The organism is Bordetella sp. 15P40C-2, assembly GCF_009763235.1.
GTDB lineage: Bacteria > Pseudomonadota > Gammaproteobacteria > Burkholderiales > Burkholderiaceae_B > Bordetella_A.
This window is the reverse complement of sequence record NZ_WSJA01000001.1, coordinates 99900-116694: the sequence shown is the minus strand read 5'-3', so window position 1 is coordinate 116694 and position 16795 is coordinate 99900. Positions and strand designations below refer to the sequence as shown.

Here is a 16795-nt window from a genome sequence, read left to right as displayed (position 1 = left end):
CGTGGATCTGTTACTGCAATACCTGGCTAACGGGATCGTCAACGGCAGCAACTACGTGTTGGTGGCCGTTGGTTTGACCCTGATCTTCGGCATCTTGCATGTGGTGAACTTCGCGCATGGCGAGTTCTATATGCTGGGCGCCTATACCGGTTTGATTCTGGTGACTAACTTTGGCTGGCCTATCTGGGCTGCCCTGGGTGGCGTGCTAATGGTTGCCATCATCTTGGGTATAGGCGCGGAAGGCCTGCTGCACAAGATGCTCAAGGATCGCGACGCCACGAGTTCGATTATCGCGTCCTTTGGCTTGGCCGTGGTGTTGCAGAACTCTGCGCTTTTGGCCTTTGGGCCTACACCGATGATGCTGCAAACCGAGTTCTCGACCATCGGCGTGGAGATGGGCCCGGTGTACTTGCCGCTACAGCAGGTGCTGATCCCGATTGCCATGGTGTTGCTGATTGCCCTGCTGTATGCGGTGCTGCGTTATACCTGGACCGGCCGCAGCCTGCGCGCCATGGCGCAACACGCCACGGTGGCCAGTCTGTGTGGCGTCCAGGTGCGCCGGGTCGCAATCATCGCCTTTATCGTGGCGGCGTTGCTGGCCGGCGTGGCGGGTTTCCTCATGTCGTCGGTCTACATGGTCTATCCCATCATCGGCAACATGATTGTTCTCAAGGCCTTCACCGTTGTCATCTTGGGCGGTATGGGTAATGTGGCCGGTGCCGCAGCGGCCGGTCTGCTATTGGGCGTCATCGAATCGCTGACCTCGGCCTATCTGGGCAACGGGCTTCGCGACATCGTCGGCTTTGTGATTGTCATCGCTGTCTTGCTGGTGCGTCCGCAGGGTCTGTTCGGCAAAACGTTTCAACGCTCATGAAAAAGAACCTCTCTCTCGCGATTGTGGTCGCGTTGCTGGCGCTAGCGCCAGCCTTGACCTCCGGCAGCTACATCGTGGCGGTGCTGCTATTGATGCTGATCTACGTCATTCTGACGACGGGTCTGAACCTGGTGACGGGCTTTTGCGGGCAGTTCTCGTTCGCTCAAGGCGCGTTCTTCGGGATTGGCGCCTACACCGCCGGCATCATGGCCCGGGACCTGCACACGGGTTTTTGGGTGCATCTGCCCGCTGGCATCATTCTCACCGGCCTGTGCGGCTTGTTGCTGGGCATCCCGGCCTTGCGGCTTAAAGGGCACTTCCTGGCCATCGTGACCATTGCGTTTCAGACCATCGTGTATCTCGGTCTGGTGCAATGGACCTCGTTTACGGGCGGGCAAAACGGTCTGGCCGTGCCTCCGGTAGGAGATGTCGGCCTTTTCGGGCACACCTTCTTTACCGTCAGCGATCTCAGATCCAATTACTGGATGATCCTGGTCTTCACCGTGATTCTCGTTTTTATCGCCGCGCGCCTGGTGAATTCGCGGCTGGGACGCGAATGGGTCGCGGTGCGCGATGATGAAGTGCTGGCCAGCGCCATCGGCTTGAACACGACGCGCGCCAAGCTCACGGCGTTTGTGGCGTCGGCGTCTTTCGCCGGTGCGGCAGGCGTGATGATGGCCCATTACATGGGCAACATCACCCCTGATGACTACACGATCTGGATCTCTTGCACGGCAGTTGCCATGATGATCGTGGGCGGTCGCGGCTCTTTCTACGGCCCCATATTGGGGGCGGTGCTGCTGACCCTGCTACCAGAGATGTTGGGTGACTATGCCCGCTATCGTATGTTGTTCTTCGGGATCATCTTGGTGTTGGCCATTGCGCTTTTGCCCGAGGGTATTGCCGGCCGCGCGCGCAAGCTGCGTGAAATGAAGGAGGCCCAGGCATGAGCAGCAATGTCATTCTCCAGGCGAAAAACATCCATCGCCGTTTCGGTGGGGTAGTCGCGGTCAAGGACGCCAGCCTGACGGTTAACTCGGGAGAGATCGTCGGCCTGATCGGGCCGAATGGCTCGGGCAAATCCACCATGGTCAACCTGATCACGGGGGAATTGCAGGTCAATGGCGGTTCGTTCACCTTTTGTGGTCAGGACGTCACCGCGCTGCCGCCCTATCAGCGTGCCCGCCTTGGCATGTCGCGCAGCTTTCAGATGATCCGTCTGTTTGGCTCCCTGAGCGTCGAGGACAATCTGTTGTTGGCGCGTCATATTTCGATGAATTCCAGCACGCTGGATAGCATCGCGGGCAACCCGAAGGCCAAACAGGAAGAAGACCAGGTGCGCGCCAAGGCGCGTGAATTATTGGCTTGGTTCGAGCTGGAGAAATTCGCCCAGCGTCCGGCCACGGCGCTGTCCATTGGACAGCAACGCATGGTGGAGTTGGCGCGTGGGCTCATTAGCGAACCCAAGCTGTTTTTGTTGGACGAGCCAGCCGCTGGGTTGTCTCCTCCTAATGTGGATCGTCTCATTACCATCATCCGTCGCATGCGCGATGAGTTCGGCATGAGCATCTTGCTGGTCGAGCACGACATGCGCGTGGTGCGAGAGCTGTGCGACCGTGTTGCGGTCTTGGACAGTGGCGAAATGATCGCTCAAGGTGAACCGGAGGTTGTGGTCAACGATCCGGTCGTGGTTGAGGCTTATATCGGTTCGGGGTGGAAGCGACGTGCTAAGGCTTAACAATATCATCGCGGGCTACGGCCGCACGCGCATCCTTCATGGCGTGACGTTGGAAGTGCCCAAGGGCGGTTTGGTCGCGCTGCTGGGCGGCAACGGCACCGGCAAATCCACCACGCTAAAGAGCATCGTGGGGATTGTGTCTCCGCAAGAGGGCGAAATCGTTTTTGATGGTCGGCCCATCAACGATGTGCCTGTCGAACGCCGCTCGGCCATGGGCTTGTCGCTCGTGCCGCAGGGTAAAGAAGTATTCGGCGAAATGAGCGTGGAAGAAAACCTGCTCATGGGCGCCTACCACCGCCGCAAGGACCGGGTAGGTATCGCCGAGGATATCGAATCAGTCTATCAACGTTTCAAGCGTCTGCGCGAGCGGCGCAAAGTGCCTGCCGCCATGCTGTCGGGCGGTGAACGTCAGATGCTTGCGATTGGCCGCTCGTTGATGTCGCGCCCCACGATGCTGCTGTTGGACGAACCGTCCGCTGCGCTGGCTCCCAAAGTGGTCGAGGAAATCGCCGAAGCGATCCTGAATCTGCGCGAACTCGGCCTGACCCTGCTGCTAGTCGAGCAGAACGTGGGGATGGCGCTGGACATTGCCGACCACATCTACGTGATCCGTGGCGGCCGCATTGCTTATCAACGGGAAGTCGGCGAGGGCATCGCCATGGACGAGTTGCGGGAGTTCTACCTTGGAGGAAAAGAGCATGTCTGAGCAGAGATTCGCAGGGCGGGTGGCTTTTGTTACGGGTGCGGCATCGGGTCTGGGCAAGGCAACGGCATTAAAGCTGGCGCGCGAAGGCGCGCGCTTGATGCTGTTCGACCGGGACGCCAAGGGTTTGCAGGACGTGCAGGCACAGTGTCCCGGTTCCGTGTCGTATGTCGGCGATGCGTCCTCGTCGGCTGACGTCAACGCGGCCGCCGCGGCGTCACGCGAGGCGCTCGGCCCGGCCGAGTTCCTGGTGACCTCGGCCGGTATCAATGGCATTCCGAAGATGGCGGTTGACTACACGGAAGAAGAGTGGGACAAGCTTTTCGACGTGAACGTCAAGGGTTCCTGGCTGGCCGTTAAAGCCCTGGTGCCGCAGATGCGGGAATTGGGCAAGGGCTCCATCGTCTTGATGTCCTCGACCGCGGGTCTGGGCGGATCGAAGTTCCTGGCGGCTTATTCGGCCTCCAAGGGCGCGGTGACCATGCTCGCACGCAGCCTCGCATTGAATCACGCGCACGAAGGCATACGCGTGAACTGCGTCTGCCCGGGCACCATCGATACGCCCATGGCACAGGAGATGTTCGTGGTGGCCTCTCAAATGGGAGGAGCCGCACCGCCGACCGTCGATCAATTCCGCACCCGCATTCCCATGGGCCGCTTTGGTCTGGCCGATGAGATCGGCGACGCCGTGTTGTATTTCCTGAGCGACGCCGCCAGCTACACCACGGGCGTGACCATGCCGGTCGACGGGGGTCTTAAAGCGTGAACGACATCGCCACAGCGGCCGCCGCGCCTGAGCTCGACATCGACCCCTATGAAGACAGTGTGCTTGCATCGCCCTTCGAGATGTTTGCGCAGCTTCGTCAGGCGCCCGCCGTCTACCTGAAGCAGTATGACGTCTACGCCATCGGCCGGTACCGTAACGTCAAGGAGGCCATGAAAAACTGGCAAGACTTTTCGTCCTCCGGTGGCATTGGCTTGACGGATGTGCGTAAGCCCGACACATGGCGCGCGCGCAGCCCCATTGGTGACGCGGATCCGCCAGAGCATACCCAGGTACGCACGGTGATGCAGCGCATTCTCTCGCCGCAGGTCGTTCGCAGCTGGCATGAGACGTTCGAGGAAGAGGCGGAAAAGCTTCTCGACGCGCTGATGGAAAAGCAGACCATCGATGGCGTGCATGACCTGGCCGAGGCGTATGTGTCGACGGCGTTTCCCAAGGCCATGGGAATTAAGCAAACCCCGAACCTGCGTGAAAACTGGAATTTGATGGGGCAGCTGAACTTCGATAGTCAGGGACCGCGTAACGCGCGGTATTTGGCCACGGAGAAACGTGCGGAAGCGATCAAAGAGTGGGCGCAGGCCAGCATGCAGCGTGATGCGATGTTGCCCGGTGGGTTTGGCATCAAGATCTTCGAGGCCGCGGATGAAGGCAAGATGGCACCCGAGCTGGCGCCGCTGCTGATCCGGTCATTCTTGCGCGGCGGCCTGGACACGACAATCAGCATGATCTCCGCGGTGTTGTGGTATCTGGCGAAGGATCCCTCGCAGTACGAACAGTTGCGCGCGGACCCGGCGCTGGCGCGTCCCGCGCTAGACGAAGCCATGCGCATGGAAACGCCCTCACAGACGGCCTATCGTCTCACCATGCGTGATGTCGTGGTCGATGGCGTGCTGATTCCAGCAGATAAAAAGGTCATGCTGCAGTTGGGCGCGGCCAATCGCGACCCGGAATTCTGGGAGCGTCCAGACGAGTTCGACATCCAGCGCAACCCGGTCGGGCATCTGGCGTTGGGTCACGGCGTGCACATGTGCATTGGTCAGATGATCGCGCGCCAGGAAGGCGAATGCGTGCTGAAGGCGCTGATCAAGCGCGCGAGCAAGCTCACGCTGCGAGCGCCGGCAGAGCCGCGCCTGAACAATGCCCTGCGTACCCTCAAGACCTTGCCTTTGACGCTGTCGGCATGACTATTACGGAGCGCGTTATGTCCACCATGCATAGATTCGAGGGCAAATCCGTCATCGTCACCGGAGCCGCGCGCGGTATCGGTGCGGCGACGGCCAAGCGTTTTGCCGATGAGGGGGCGAAGGTGCTGTTGGTTGACCTGCTGCCGGAAGTGCTGGAGACCGCCAAGAGCGTCGGCGGGCAGGGGCTGGTACTCGACGTGGCATTGCCCGGGGCGGGCGACGCAATCGTCGAGGCCGCGCTTGCGCATGCCGGCCGGATCGATGTCCTCGTCAATAATGCCGGGGTAGGGGGTTCAAAGCACCTACTGAAGTCGGATGACGAAAGCCTGTCGCGCATCATCGATATCAATTTGATTTCTCTGCTGCGCATCACGCGCGCCGTGTTGCCGCACCTGCCTCAGCCGGGCGGCAGTATTGTGAACCTGTCATCGATTTTCGGTATGGTGGGTTATCCGGGTACCACGGCCTATGCGGTGGCCAAGGCTGGCGTGACGCAGTTCACGCAGCAATTGACGAGCGAGGTCGCTCATCTGGGCATACGGGTCAACGCCATCGCGCCGGGCGTGGTGGTGACTCCGATGACGGCGGGCCACTTGCAAAATCCCAGCTATGTGAAGCTGATGGTGGACTCGACCCCGATGGGCCGGGTGTGTCAGCCCGAAGAACAGGCTGCCGTGATTGCCTTCCTGGCCTCTGAAGATGCCTCTTTTGTGTGTGGCGTGACGTTACCCGTCGATGGTGGCTATCTGGCCGCCCGCTACACCCCTAATTACTGAATCATGACCAAGACGTCATGTGAGTGGGAGTAAACACCATGAAACACGATATGAGTGTCAAATGGCCGAACGGCGCGCGCTGCGCCGTGATGCTGACGTTCGATTTCGATGCGGAAACCCTCTGGACCTCGCGCGATCCAGCCAACGTCAATCGTCCTGGCATTCTGAGCCAAGGCGCTTACGGGGCCAAAGTAGGCGTGCCCAAGATCTGCGAATTGCTATACGAAGAGGACGTCAAGGCTTCTTTCTATGTGCCCGGCTGGACGGCTGAAAACCATACCGATAAGGTGGAGCTGATTCTCAAGGGAGGCCATGAGGTTGGGCATCACAGCTATTCCCACCGCTGGTCGGATGCCAATGCCGACGCCGAGATCGAAGAGATGGAAAAAGGCCTCGAGGCGCTCAAACGCACCGTTGGCGTAGTGCCGAAGGGCTATCGTTCCCCGGCCGGCGAGGTCAGCCCCCTGCTTTTCGAACTCCTCAAGAAGCACAACTTTCTCTATGACACGTCATTAATGGACAGTGTCAATCCGTATCGTCACATCATGCCCGACGGCAGCAAAGGGGTGATCGAACTGCCCTGGCATTGGAGCCTGGACGATGCGCCTTACATGCTTTTCTCCGTCAAGAGCCCTCGCACGATTTGCTCCAACAGCCATGTGGGCGAGATCTTCAAGGCCGAGTTCCGGGAGATCTATCAGTGGGGCGGTCTGTACGACCTGGTCATGCACCCGCAAATCACGGGTCGTCCCAGTCGTCTCGCCTTGCTGCGCGAAATGATCCAGTACATCAAAACGTTCCCCGGTGTCTGGTTTGCCACGGGACAGGAAATCGCCGAGGCCTGGTCGGCGGCGCACGAGAATCAGTAAGGAATCACCATGAGCGGTACCATGACGACGGAAGCGTTCAGGCAAGCGCCTGTGCTGGACATCGATCCCTATGACGAGGCGGTGCTGGAGTCTCCGTTCGAGACCTTTGCCGAGATGCGTCGCGCCGGGCCGGTGGCTTTCCTGCCCAAGTACGACATGTACGTGATGGCGCGCCATCGCGACGTGCAGCCGGCCCTGAAGGACTGGCAAACCTTTTCGTCAACCGGTGGCTCGGGCGTGGCGGATATCCGCAAACCGGGAGCCTGGCGCCCGCCCAGCGCGATCGTCGAAGTCGACCCGCCGCGACATAGCTACGTGCGCTCTGCGATGCAGAAAGCCATGTCACCGCAGTTGATTCGATCCTGGCGCGCAGTGTTCGTCAAGGAAGCCGAAAAGCTCGTCGATACCGTGCTGCAACAAGAGTACGTCGACGGTGTGGTCGATATCTCGGAAACCTATATCTCCACGACGTTTCCCCCCGCGTTGGGCCTGCCTGTCACGCCTGAGACCCGCGAGAATCTGTTTTTGCTTGGATCGCTGAATTTCGATGCCCAGGGACCGCGCAACGCGCGTTACGAGGCGACTCAGAAACAGGCTGACAAAATCATGCCCTGGCATGACGCGATGATGCGGCGCGAGAACCTGTTGCCCGGCGGCTTTGGCGACCGTCTATACCAGGCCGTCGATGCAGGCGAACTAGAGCCCGAACTGGCGCCGTTGCTGGTCCGTTCATTCTTGCGCGGTGGTTTGGACACCACCAGTAGCGCCATTTCCGGGGCGCTGTGGTATCTGGCCCAGAACCCGGATCAATATGCCTTGCTGCGCCAGGAGCCCGAGCGCATCCGTCCCGCGTTGGAAGAGGCCATGCGCTTGGAAACGCCCATTCAGACCGTGGGCCGCTTGACCATGCGTGATGTCGTGGTCGACGGCACCCTGATCCCCAACGATCGCAAGGTCATGATGTTCCTGGGCGCGGCCAACCGCGATCCGGATTTCTGGGACAGACCGGATGACTACGATCTGACCCGTTCCACTTTGGGCCACGTCGCCTTGGGCAATGGGATTCACATGTGCATCGGTCAAATGATCGCGCGCCTGGAAGGTGAATGCATCTTGAGCGAGATCATCAAGCGCGTGGCCGAAATCCACCTGGAAGGACCACCCGTGCGGCGCATCAACAATGTGCTGCGCAGCCTGAAGTCCCTACCGCTGCGCCTCAAGGCGGCCTGACCTAATTTCCATCGTAGATACGTATCAATATGCCGAAAATCACCTTTATCTCCGCCGATGGCGGCCAGACCGAAATCGAGGCTAAGAACGGCGACAGCATGATGTTCGCCGCGCTGGATGGGCACGTAAAGGGCATCCTGGGCGAGTGTGGCGGGTCGCTGGCCTGCGCCACCTGTCACGTCTATGTAGACGAAGCCTGGGCCGACAAGCTGCCACCCGTGTCGGAGCTGGAAAACGATATGTTGGACGCTACGGCGTGCGAACGCCAACCCAATAGTCGCTTATGCTGCCAGATTGAGATGTCGGATGCGCTGGACGGTTTGACGGTCACATTGCCCGCGAGTCAGCTCTGATGCGCCCGACAATTTGCAAGGGCCATCTGGAAGATCATTAGCTATGGGCATCAAGCACCGCTTTCCCCCTATCGACGAACGGTTGTTGCTGCAATCGGTATCCCGAGCCTTGGACGTCTTGGAAGCTTTTGCGGAAAGGCCCGATATCAAGTCACTGAGCGAGATCGCGTCTGCCGCGGGCGTCAACAAAAGCGCCGCGCAGCGCATTTGTCAGACGCTGGCCAGCCGCGGCTATCTCGAGCAGACCGAGCGCGGCAGTTTTACGCTGGGGCGGGTGTTGCTGGACCGGTCTTTTGACTACCTGAGATCCAATCCTCTCATTGAAAAGGCCATGCCGATTCTCGCGGATCTCCGGCGTACGACGAACGAGCGCGTCGACCTGAGTCTGTTCGATGCCCAGCACGACAATCTGACGATGGTCTACGCGGCCCGTACCCAAAGCAGAAACGAGCGTTTTTACGCCACGCTGTCGGGACGGCGCATGCCCGCTTGCACCTCCACCGGTGGGCGAGCCTGCATGGCGGTATTGCCCGACGAAGTCGTCGAGCAAATCATTGCCGATAGCCTGCCATTGACCATGGTCACGCCCAAGACGCTGACCGAGCCCGAGCAGATTTGGGAGAAAGTGCGCGAGGCGCGTCGCGACGGCTATTCCTTTCAGCAAGAAGAGACCTTGCTCGGAGAGGTGGTGCTTGCGGCCGCCATTCGCGAACACAACGGCATGCCGGTCGGCGCGATTCATATAGCGGGTTCGCTCAGCGAGTGGACCGTTGAGGAATTTTGTAAACGTTACAGCCCATTGGCCATCGAGGCGGCACGTGCCTTGAGTCAATGGAACGCGCATCGCTGATGGGCGGATAAAAGGATACAACATGACGGAAAACGAATATCAGAAACTCGACGGCCTGGCCCTCGCGGATTTGCTACAGAAAAAGGAAGTGACCTCGAGCGAACTGATGGAGCATGCGATTGCGCTTGCCAATTCGCGCGGGGTGGAGCTGAACGCCATTCGCTACGAGCGCTATGACGAAGCGCGTCAATGGGCCGCCGACTGGAAGCATGAAGGCGTGTTCCAAGGCATCCCATTCCTGCTCAAGGATTCGAGCCTGGCCTCCAAACGCTTGCCCATGAGCTTAGGGTCCAAGCTATTTACCGATACGAAGTTCAGTTTTGACGCGACGCTGACGCAGCGCTTCGAAGCGGCGGGCCTGATACCGTTTGCTCGTACCACGGTGCCCGAGTTTTGTATGGCACCCACCACCGAGGCCCTGGCCAACCAAGGCCCCACGATCAACCCATGGGACGCGACTCGTTCCACCGGGGGCTCCAGTGGCGGCGCCGCCGTTGCGGTCGCTTCGCGAATTGTGCCGTTGGCGCATGGCAGTGACGGTGGCGGCTCGATCCGTATTCCCGCCGCTTGCTGCGGTGTCTACGGATTCAAGGCGACACGAGGCCGCATCCCCACGGGGCCGACCAAGGGCGAAATCTGGGGCGGCATGGGCACAGATGGTGTGCTCTCCTGGACCGTGCGCGACACTGCGGCCGCCATGGACGCGACTATCGGCCGCGAACTAGGCGCGCCCTATGACAGCACGGACCCTGAACAGCGATTGCTGTCGGTCGTGATGGAGGCCAAGCGCAAGCCCCTACGGATTGCCGTATGGACCGAGGCCTGGGATGGTATTCCGGTCGCGCAGGATTGTCTGGATGGCGTGCGATACGCTGCGCAGCTGTGCAGGGAACTGGGTCATGAGGTAATCGATGCAAAGCCGCCCGCCTTGGATTATGGGCAATTCGTACGCAGTCACGTCCATGTACTCGCCGCCAATATCGTGGCATCCACCAATGCAAAGCTGGCCGGCCTCAAGCGCTCGCTGCGCGAAGATGACCTCGAGCCCGCCATGTTGGACGGCTACGAACTGGGTCGCGCCATGACGGCGGAGCAGTATGTTGAGGCGATCAATTGCTTCCATCACGTGGGCCGGGTACTGCAATCCGATATCGATCAGTACGATCTGATCCTGTCGCCGATGCTGTGCCAACTGCCGGTCAAGCTGGGCTATCTGGCCATGCAGGGCAAGTTCATCGATTTCCGGGAAAAGGTTGCCAAGTACGCGACTTTCTCGGCCGTGATGAATGCGAGCGGTCAGCCGGCTGCCAGTGTGCCGATTCATTGGACGTCGGAAAGCGTGCCGGTCGGCGTGCAGATCATGGGCCAATTTGGTCGTGACGACTTGGTATTGCGTTTGTCTGCCGAGTTGGAGCGCGCGGCGCCTTGGCATAAGCGCATTCCTGCGCGTTTTGCGTAAAGCAGGATGTATAAGGCGTCAAAGCGACAGTCCCGCGATGGCGCCTGCAACTGAAGAGGCAGCGAGTTGATATGAATCGCTACCGCTTCCTTTGTTAGTCTCACCTGGCTTTAGCGTTAGCCATGGCCGCGACAACATGCGGAAATGGATGGCGCTGGCCGTGTGGGGCCAAGTCCGCAGCCACCTGAGCATTTATCCTTAGCCGACTACCTTGCTAAGGCGCTTGGCGGCGCGTAGTACCGCATCCAGATGCTTGGTGTCGAATCGATGAGCCGGCGCGGTCAGCGTCACAGCCGCTGCTAACGTACCAGATGCGAAGAATACCGGCGCAGAGATACCCGCCACCTCGGTCAGCCTGTCGCCCACCGCCGTGAAGTAGCCATCTGCGCGGATGCGCTGGTACAAGTCTTTATCCGGGCCATCGGCAAATCCCAGCACGGGATCATACGCCGTCAAGATCCGACCCCCGCTACCCCGAGTCAGGGGCAACAGGTCACCCGCGCGGATGTGATCCCGCACCGGGTGTGGCGAATCGACACGATATAGACAAAGACGATCATCACCCTGCCTGACATGATAGGCCGCGCTTTCGCCGGTGGCGGCGACGAGCTGACGCAAGACCGGCACGACCACTTTTTCCAACGAGAACGATGCGGCATAGATGGCGTTGAGCCTGGCGATTTCTCCGCCGAGGGCGTAGCGACCATCGTCCAGCCGCTGTACCCATCCGCCATGTTCCAGTGAGGCCAGTAAGCGCAACGCCGTGCTTTTGTAAAGCTTGGTGCGCTCGGCGAAGTCGCCCAGCGAGAGCGCAATGTCCCCAGGCTGAAAGACTGCCATGAGCGAGAGCGCGCGATCCACTGCGGCCACGCCACCTTGTGCGGCGTCCGTGTCGGCCAGAGAGGGCGTTGCGGCTTTGCGGGGCATAACGGCGCATCCAGTAGGGAGTAGGTCGAAACTTGACAAGCCGGCTGGCGGCTTTATCATTGTTCCAACTATAAGAATCACATTCTATCCTATGGAACGGAGACCGTCCAGATGAGTATTGCCCCTCAACACGATGTGTTGATCAGTGAGGTCGGCCCCCGCGATGGGCTGCAGTCCGTCAAAACCATTATGTCCACAGAGGACAAGTGTCGTTGGATCGATGCGTTGGTCGCGGCGGGTGTGCGGGAAATCGAGGTGGCGTCCTTTGTTCCGGCACGCCTGCTACCGCAGATGGCCGATGCGGGTGACGTCGTGCGACATGCGTTGTCGCACCCGGGCGTGACGGTGATGGCGTTAGTGCCGAACCTGCGCGGGGCCCAAGCGGCGTTGCAGGCCGGAGTGCACAAGCTCACGATGCCGGTCTCGGCTAGCCGCGCTCACTGCTTGGCCAACGTGCGGAAAACACCGGAGGAAATGGTGGAGGAGGTCCGTGCAATCGTGGAACTGCGCAATGAGATCGCCCCGGCAGTGAAAATCGAGGCGGGTATCTCCACAGCCTTCGGATGCACATTGCAAGGCGAGGTGCCGGAGGACGACGTTATCCGTCTTGCCGCGATGTGCATCGCCGCCGGTGCGGACGAGTCCGGCCTGTCCGACACAGTGGGCTATGCCAACCCCGCCCAAGTACGTCGTTTATTCCAAAGGCTCCAGAGCGAAATCGGCAGCCACGCGGGCGCGGCTCACATGCACAACACCCGTGGGCTCGGCCTGGCCAACTGTCTGGCGGCGTGGGACGTGGGTGTGCGCACTTTCGACAGTTCTTTGGGTGGGCTGGGAGGCTGCCCCTATGCGCCAGGCGCGTCGGGAAATGTCGTGACTGAGGACCTCGTATTCATGTTCGAAGCCATGGGTGTGCGCACCGGCATCGATCTGGACAGGCTCATCGCCGCCCGCGCGCCGCTCGCTGCTGGGTTGCCGGGCGAACAGCTGTATGGCATGACGCCTGAGGCCGGTATGCCTAAAGGGTTTGCAGCCGAAACGGCCTTGGCCGGGACCGATCACTAAATCCGAACTGTTATTCGCAACATGACAAATACATACGGTCCGCTGCCCTATGAAGGGATCCGCGTTATCGAATTCACACATATGGTGATGGGGCCCACCTGTGGGATGCTGCTGGCTGACCTTGGGGCTGAGGTGATCAAAGTCGAACCCATGGGCGGCGATAGCACGCGTCGACTCTTGGGTTCGGGGTCCGGCTTTTTCCCCATGTTCAACCGCAACAAGAAAAGCATTGTGCTGGATCTGAAGCAGCCCGAGGGTCTGCAAGCTGCATTGCGGCTGATCGATACCGCAGATGTGGTCAGCGAGAACTTCAAATCTGGCGTCATGGAAAAACTTGGCTTGGGCTATGACGCGCTTAAGGCGCGTAACCCCCGGCTTATCTATGTCAGCCATAAAGGCTTTCTGCCCGGCCCCTACGAGAACCGTACCGCACTCGATGAAGTCGTTCAGATGATGGGGGGCTTGGCCTACATGACCGGGCGCCCCGGCGACCCCTTGCGCGCGGGCACCAGCGTTAACGACATCATGGGCGGCATGTTCGGCGCGATGGGCGTGATGGCCGCCTTGGCTCAGCGCGAAAAGACAGGCGTGGGCACACAGGTGCAAACCTCGCTTTTCGAGAACAATGTTTTCTTGGTGGGGCAGCACATGATGCAGTATGCCGTCACCGGAAAGGCCGCGGCGCCGATGCCATCGCGCATCTCCGCCTGGGCGATTTACGACGTCTTCACCGTCAAAGACTCAGAGCAGATCTTTCTCGCCGTGGTGAGCGACAAGCAATGGGACATTTTTTGCCGGGCTTTCGACTTAGCGCAATTGCGTCACGACCCTCGCCTGGCAACAAATAATGACCGCGTGCAAGCGCGCTCGTGGCTGCTGCCCGCATTGCGCGAACACCTGGCGCAGTTCTCGGCGGCGGAACTTAGCGCGGTATTCGAACGCGAGGGGCTGCCTTTCGCTCCGATCACGCGTCCCGAGCAACTATTCGATGATCCCCATTTGATCGCCACCGGCGGGCTGGCTCCCATCCGACTGCAGGACGGGCGTGAGGCCCTGGTGCCCTTAACCCCTGTCACATTAGGCGGGGCGCAGCTGCCCGTACGGCTGCAACCTCCCGGCATAGGCGAACACACCGAGGAGTTGTTGCGTGGTGTGGGCTATGACGAACACGAAATTGGCGCATTAAAAGCCAAGCACATCACTGAAGGAGACTCTACATCATGACTTCGATTTCCCGACGCGGCTTTCTGGGCGTTGCCTTGGGCGCTGGCGTGTCGCCGCTGTTCTCTCGTGCGGTCGCGTCCAGTAGTGCTTTTCCCAACGGCCGTCCCATACGCTTGATCGTACCGTACACGCCGGGAGGCGGCACCGACACGGTGTCCCGCGCCATCGCCGCGAAAATGGGCGATGCAGCCGGTTGGTCAGTCATCGTGGAAAACCGGCCCGGTGCGGCCGGCAATATCGGCATGAACACGGTCGCCAAGGCAACGCCCGACGGTTTCATGATAGGCATGGGGCAAACCTCTAATCTGGCGATTAACCCGGCCATGATGCCCACCATGCCGTTCGACGCGAAAACAGACTTCGCCCCGATCGCACTCGTCGCCTCCGTGCCCGTGGTACTGGTGGTCAAGAGCGACGCGCGTTGGCATACGCTGGACGACCTTATCAAGGAAGCCAAGGCAAAACCCGGATCGCTCAAGCAAGCGTTGGCGGGTATGGGTACTGTGGGACACATGGCCGGGGAATTACTCTCGAACCAGGCCGGATTCGAAGTGCTAAACGTGCCGTACCGTGGCGCGGCGCCTGCTCTGAACGACCTGATGGGAGGCAACACGGACTATATGTTCGCCACCCCGCAGGCTGCACAAGAAATGCTCAGAGGAAACCTGCTCAGAGCACTGGCTGTGACTTCGCCCGAGCGCCTCTCGATCCTGCCTGAAGTGCCTACTGTCGCGGAATCCGGTTACGACGGTTTTTCCGCCGTTGACTGGAAAGTGTTAATCGCGCCTGCCGGTACTCCCGAGGAAGTCGTTGTGCAGATCAACGACGTGGTGGAGAAAGTGTTGCGCCTTCCGTCGACGGCCGCCATGTTTACGGCCGAGGGCAGCACCGCGATGGGAGGTTCGGTGGAGCAGGCTCGCGAGTACATCGCCGCAGAGCAGCAGAAATGGGCGCGTCTTATTAAGGAGGCTGGCATCACGATTGACAGTTAACCGTGCCTGAGTGTGCCGTCGAACGTGCGCCTGCGCCTTGTTAGCGCAGGCGGCCGGATGGCACTGTACGCTGTCCCCCCGGCCACCAGACGTTCCCGTCGAGGGAGCTAAAAACCGCTCAAGCGCTTTTTTCCAGATAAACCGTCTGACTCGGGAAAGCAAAATCGGCACCGTGTTTCTGCACGATATCAATGATCGACAAATAGATCGCCTGCTGAATCCCCAACCATTCCGCCCACTTGGTCGTCTTGGTGAAGCAGTAAACCATGATGTTCAAGGACGAATCGGCGAACGCATTGAAGTACACCAGCGTGGTTTGCGTGTGATCGATGTCCGGATGCTGCGCCAGCATTTGCCGGATGTCATCGACGATCCCTCTTATCTTGCCGGCGTCTTCATAGCGCAGCCCGATCTCTGTATTGATCCGGCGGTTCACCATGCGCCCCGGGTTCTCGACGCTGATCGAGGAAAACAGCGAGTTTGGGACGTATAGCGGGCGGTTGTCGAACGTCATGATCTTCGTCAGGCGCCAGCCGATTTCGACCACGGTGCCCTCGATATTACGGTCCGGCGAACGGATCCAGTCGCCAATACTGAATTGACGGTCGAAGTACAGCATGGTGCCGGAGAACACGTTGCTGAGGATATCCTTGCTGGCCATACCGATCGCAATGCCGCCGATACCGCCAAACGCCAGCAGGCCAGACATGCTCAGGCCAAAATGCTCGCCAAAGAACAGCAGCATGACGATGAAGGCAATGAACTTCATCACCCGGGCAAGCATGCGCGTCGAGGTCGGGTTTCTGCCCTTGTTGATCTGTATCTTTTCCAGCCGATTGATCAGCATGGATAAGGAATGCAGGAATGTCCCTGCTGCGGCGGCGACTGCCGCCAGGTCGACCATGCGCGGTGTGATCCATTTCAGTCCGTAGTCGGAAATGGCCATCAGGGTGTACTGACGCATGACGGCGATGGCGCAAAAGAGCACGCCCAATTCGACCATGTGTACGATGATGCTGCGCGACCAGCCGCGCTTGCGGCGCTTCATCAGCATGATGGCGCCCGCGGCCAAGAAACATGTCGCTAGTGCTCCCGCGCCAATCAGGTATTTGACGAGTAACGCGTGATCTTCCAAAACTTTCCCCTTCCAGGTGCGAGCTCAGACCCGGTGTCCCGCATGAATTACGTAGCGCGCATTATATGGGGGGGTGAATTTCCCGCTCAGGCGGTCATCTGGTGAACCGCGCCTGAGCTCCGGACGCTGTTCGGTAGAACTCCGCGCGCCGACTTCAGTGAGTCGTTATCGGGTGGCCAAGACCCTGGTCGACGCCGCAGTGGGGCGCCCGTTGGCCGTGTACACCGTTGCCTGACCGCTGGCTGCACGCAGGACAGCCATGGCCTCTTCGGTGCTTTTCCTCAAATGCTCGATCACGACGCCGTTAGAGGCATTGAGTTCGCGGGCGCGCTCGAAAGACGGTTTTAAGTCGTTCCACACAGCGCCGATGTCGGGGTGCATGGCCGCCAAGGTGGCCATGTCGGTCGCTGGATTCATGGTGTCCAGCAGCGCCTGGCGCTGCACGCGCAGGGTATTGAGCGCATTGGCCCGGTACCATTTTGACTGCGTCACATCGGCCAGGGCCTGCGGATCGGCACCCGAGGTCAGTATCTGCGCTTCTTGCTCCAGGACGGCGACAAAGGCGTCGGTTTCTTCCTGCTCGCGCGACAGAAGCTGATGAAGTTGAGTCAAATGTTCGGTCATGATGGTCA

At 59.9% G+C, this 16795-nt stretch carries 18 protein-coding genes; 15 read left to right on the top strand and 3 right to left on the bottom strand.

Annotated features, from left to right (window positions below; genetic code table 11):
- Position 1: 1 nt before the first annotated feature.
- From GOQ25_RS00565 to GOQ25_RS00510, 12 genes are read left to right on the top strand one after another with little or no spacing between them, the layout of a single operon-like run.
- Entirely contained in the window at positions 2–874 is an 873-nt protein-coding gene (locus GOQ25_RS00565) for a branched-chain amino acid ABC transporter permease (protein ID WP_160348488.1), read from the top strand.
- Entirely contained in the window at positions 871–1824 is a 954-nt protein-coding gene (locus GOQ25_RS00560) for a branched-chain amino acid ABC transporter permease (protein ID WP_160348487.1), read from the top strand. The genes GOQ25_RS00565 and GOQ25_RS00560 overlap by 4 nt, the downstream gene beginning before the upstream one ends.
- A complete protein-coding gene (locus tag GOQ25_RS00555) occupies positions 1821–2612 on the top strand; it encodes an ABC transporter ATP-binding protein (RefSeq protein ID WP_160348486.1) in 792 nt (263 codons plus the stop codon). Before GOQ25_RS00560 ends, GOQ25_RS00555 begins: the two co-directional genes overlap by 4 nt.
- The gene (locus GOQ25_RS00550) at positions 2599–3318 is read left to right on the top strand and encodes an ABC transporter ATP-binding protein (RefSeq protein WP_160348485.1); all 720 of its coding nucleotides are present in this window, start codon (positions 2599–2601) and stop codon (positions 3316–3318) included. Before GOQ25_RS00555 ends, GOQ25_RS00550 begins: the two co-directional genes overlap by 14 nt.
- Complete coding sequence (locus GOQ25_RS00545) at positions 3311–4081, top strand: SDR family NAD(P)-dependent oxidoreductase (protein WP_160348484.1); 771 nt, start codon at positions 3311–3313, stop codon at positions 4079–4081. The genes GOQ25_RS00550 and GOQ25_RS00545 overlap by 8 nt, the downstream gene beginning before the upstream one ends.
- Positions 4078–5283: a cytochrome P450 gene (locus GOQ25_RS19730; RefSeq protein WP_160348483.1), complete on the top strand. Its 1206-nt coding sequence runs from the start codon at positions 4078–4080 to the stop codon at positions 5281–5283. Before GOQ25_RS00545 ends, GOQ25_RS19730 begins: the two co-directional genes overlap by 4 nt.
- A gap of 17 nt (positions 5284–5300) precedes the next feature.
- Positions 5301–6059, top strand: a complete 759-nt coding sequence (locus tag GOQ25_RS00535) for an SDR family NAD(P)-dependent oxidoreductase (protein WP_236844428.1) — start codon at positions 5301–5303, stop codon at positions 6057–6059.
- Between the two features lie 50 nt (positions 6060–6109).
- Positions 6110–6928 carry a polysaccharide deacetylase gene (locus GOQ25_RS00530; RefSeq protein WP_236844427.1) on the top strand — a complete coding sequence of 273 codons (819 nt, stop codon included), beginning with the start codon at positions 6110–6112 and terminating at the stop codon, positions 6926–6928.
- A gap of 9 nt (positions 6929–6937) precedes the next feature.
- A complete protein-coding gene (locus tag GOQ25_RS00525; protein ID WP_160348481.1) occupies positions 6938–8158 on the top strand; it encodes a cytochrome P450 in 1221 nt (406 codons plus the stop codon).
- A 29-nt stretch (positions 8159–8187) separates the two neighbouring features.
- Complete coding sequence (locus GOQ25_RS00520; protein ID WP_160348480.1) at positions 8188–8511, top strand: 2Fe-2S iron-sulfur cluster-binding protein; 324 nt, start codon at positions 8188–8190, stop codon at positions 8509–8511.
- A 43-nt stretch (positions 8512–8554) separates the two neighbouring features.
- A complete protein-coding gene (locus GOQ25_RS00515) occupies positions 8555–9361 on the top strand; it encodes an IclR family transcriptional regulator (RefSeq protein WP_160348479.1) in 807 nt (268 codons plus the stop codon).
- 22 nt (positions 9362–9383) lie between these two features.
- Entirely contained in the window at positions 9384–10820 is a 1437-nt protein-coding gene (locus GOQ25_RS00510; RefSeq protein WP_160348478.1) for an amidase, read from the top strand.
- A gap of 198 nt (positions 10821–11018) precedes the next feature.
- Here GOQ25_RS00510 and GOQ25_RS00505 read toward each other — a convergent pair whose 3' ends face one another.
- Positions 11019–11747: an IclR family transcriptional regulator gene (locus GOQ25_RS00505; protein WP_160348477.1), complete on the bottom strand. Its 729-nt coding sequence runs from the start codon at positions 11745–11747 to the stop codon at positions 11019–11021.
- A 111-nt stretch (positions 11748–11858) separates the two neighbouring features.
- Here GOQ25_RS00505 and GOQ25_RS19365 point away from each other — a divergent pair, with 111 nt between their 5' ends.
- From GOQ25_RS19365 to GOQ25_RS00495, 3 genes are read left to right on the top strand one after another with little or no spacing between them, the layout of a single operon-like run.
- A complete protein-coding gene (locus GOQ25_RS19365) occupies positions 11859–12812 on the top strand; it encodes a hydroxymethylglutaryl-CoA lyase (RefSeq protein WP_202109272.1) in 954 nt (317 codons plus the stop codon).
- Positions 12813–12833: 21 nt separating this feature from the next.
- Positions 12834–14036 (top strand): CaiB/BaiF CoA-transferase family protein, encoded by a 1203-nt coding sequence (locus GOQ25_RS19360; protein ID WP_202109271.1) that lies wholly within the window; start codon positions 12834–12836, stop codon positions 14034–14036.
- Positions 14033–15028 (top strand): tripartite tricarboxylate transporter substrate binding protein, encoded by a 996-nt coding sequence (locus GOQ25_RS00495; protein WP_160348476.1) that lies wholly within the window; start codon positions 14033–14035, stop codon positions 15026–15028. Before GOQ25_RS19360 ends, GOQ25_RS00495 begins: the two co-directional genes overlap by 4 nt.
- A 118-nt stretch (positions 15029–15146) precedes the next feature.
- Here GOQ25_RS00495 and GOQ25_RS00490 read toward each other — a convergent pair whose 3' ends face one another.
- Positions 15147–16163, bottom strand: coding sequence for a mechanosensitive ion channel family protein (locus GOQ25_RS00490; RefSeq protein ID WP_304488813.1), 1017 nt, complete (start codon positions 16161–16163; stop codon positions 15147–15149).
- Positions 16164–16328: 165 nt separating this feature from the next.
- Positions 16329–16787: a flagella synthesis protein FlgN gene (locus GOQ25_RS00485; protein WP_160348475.1), complete on the bottom strand. Its 459-nt coding sequence runs from the start codon at positions 16785–16787 to the stop codon at positions 16329–16331.
- Positions 16788–16795 lie beyond the last annotated feature (8 nt).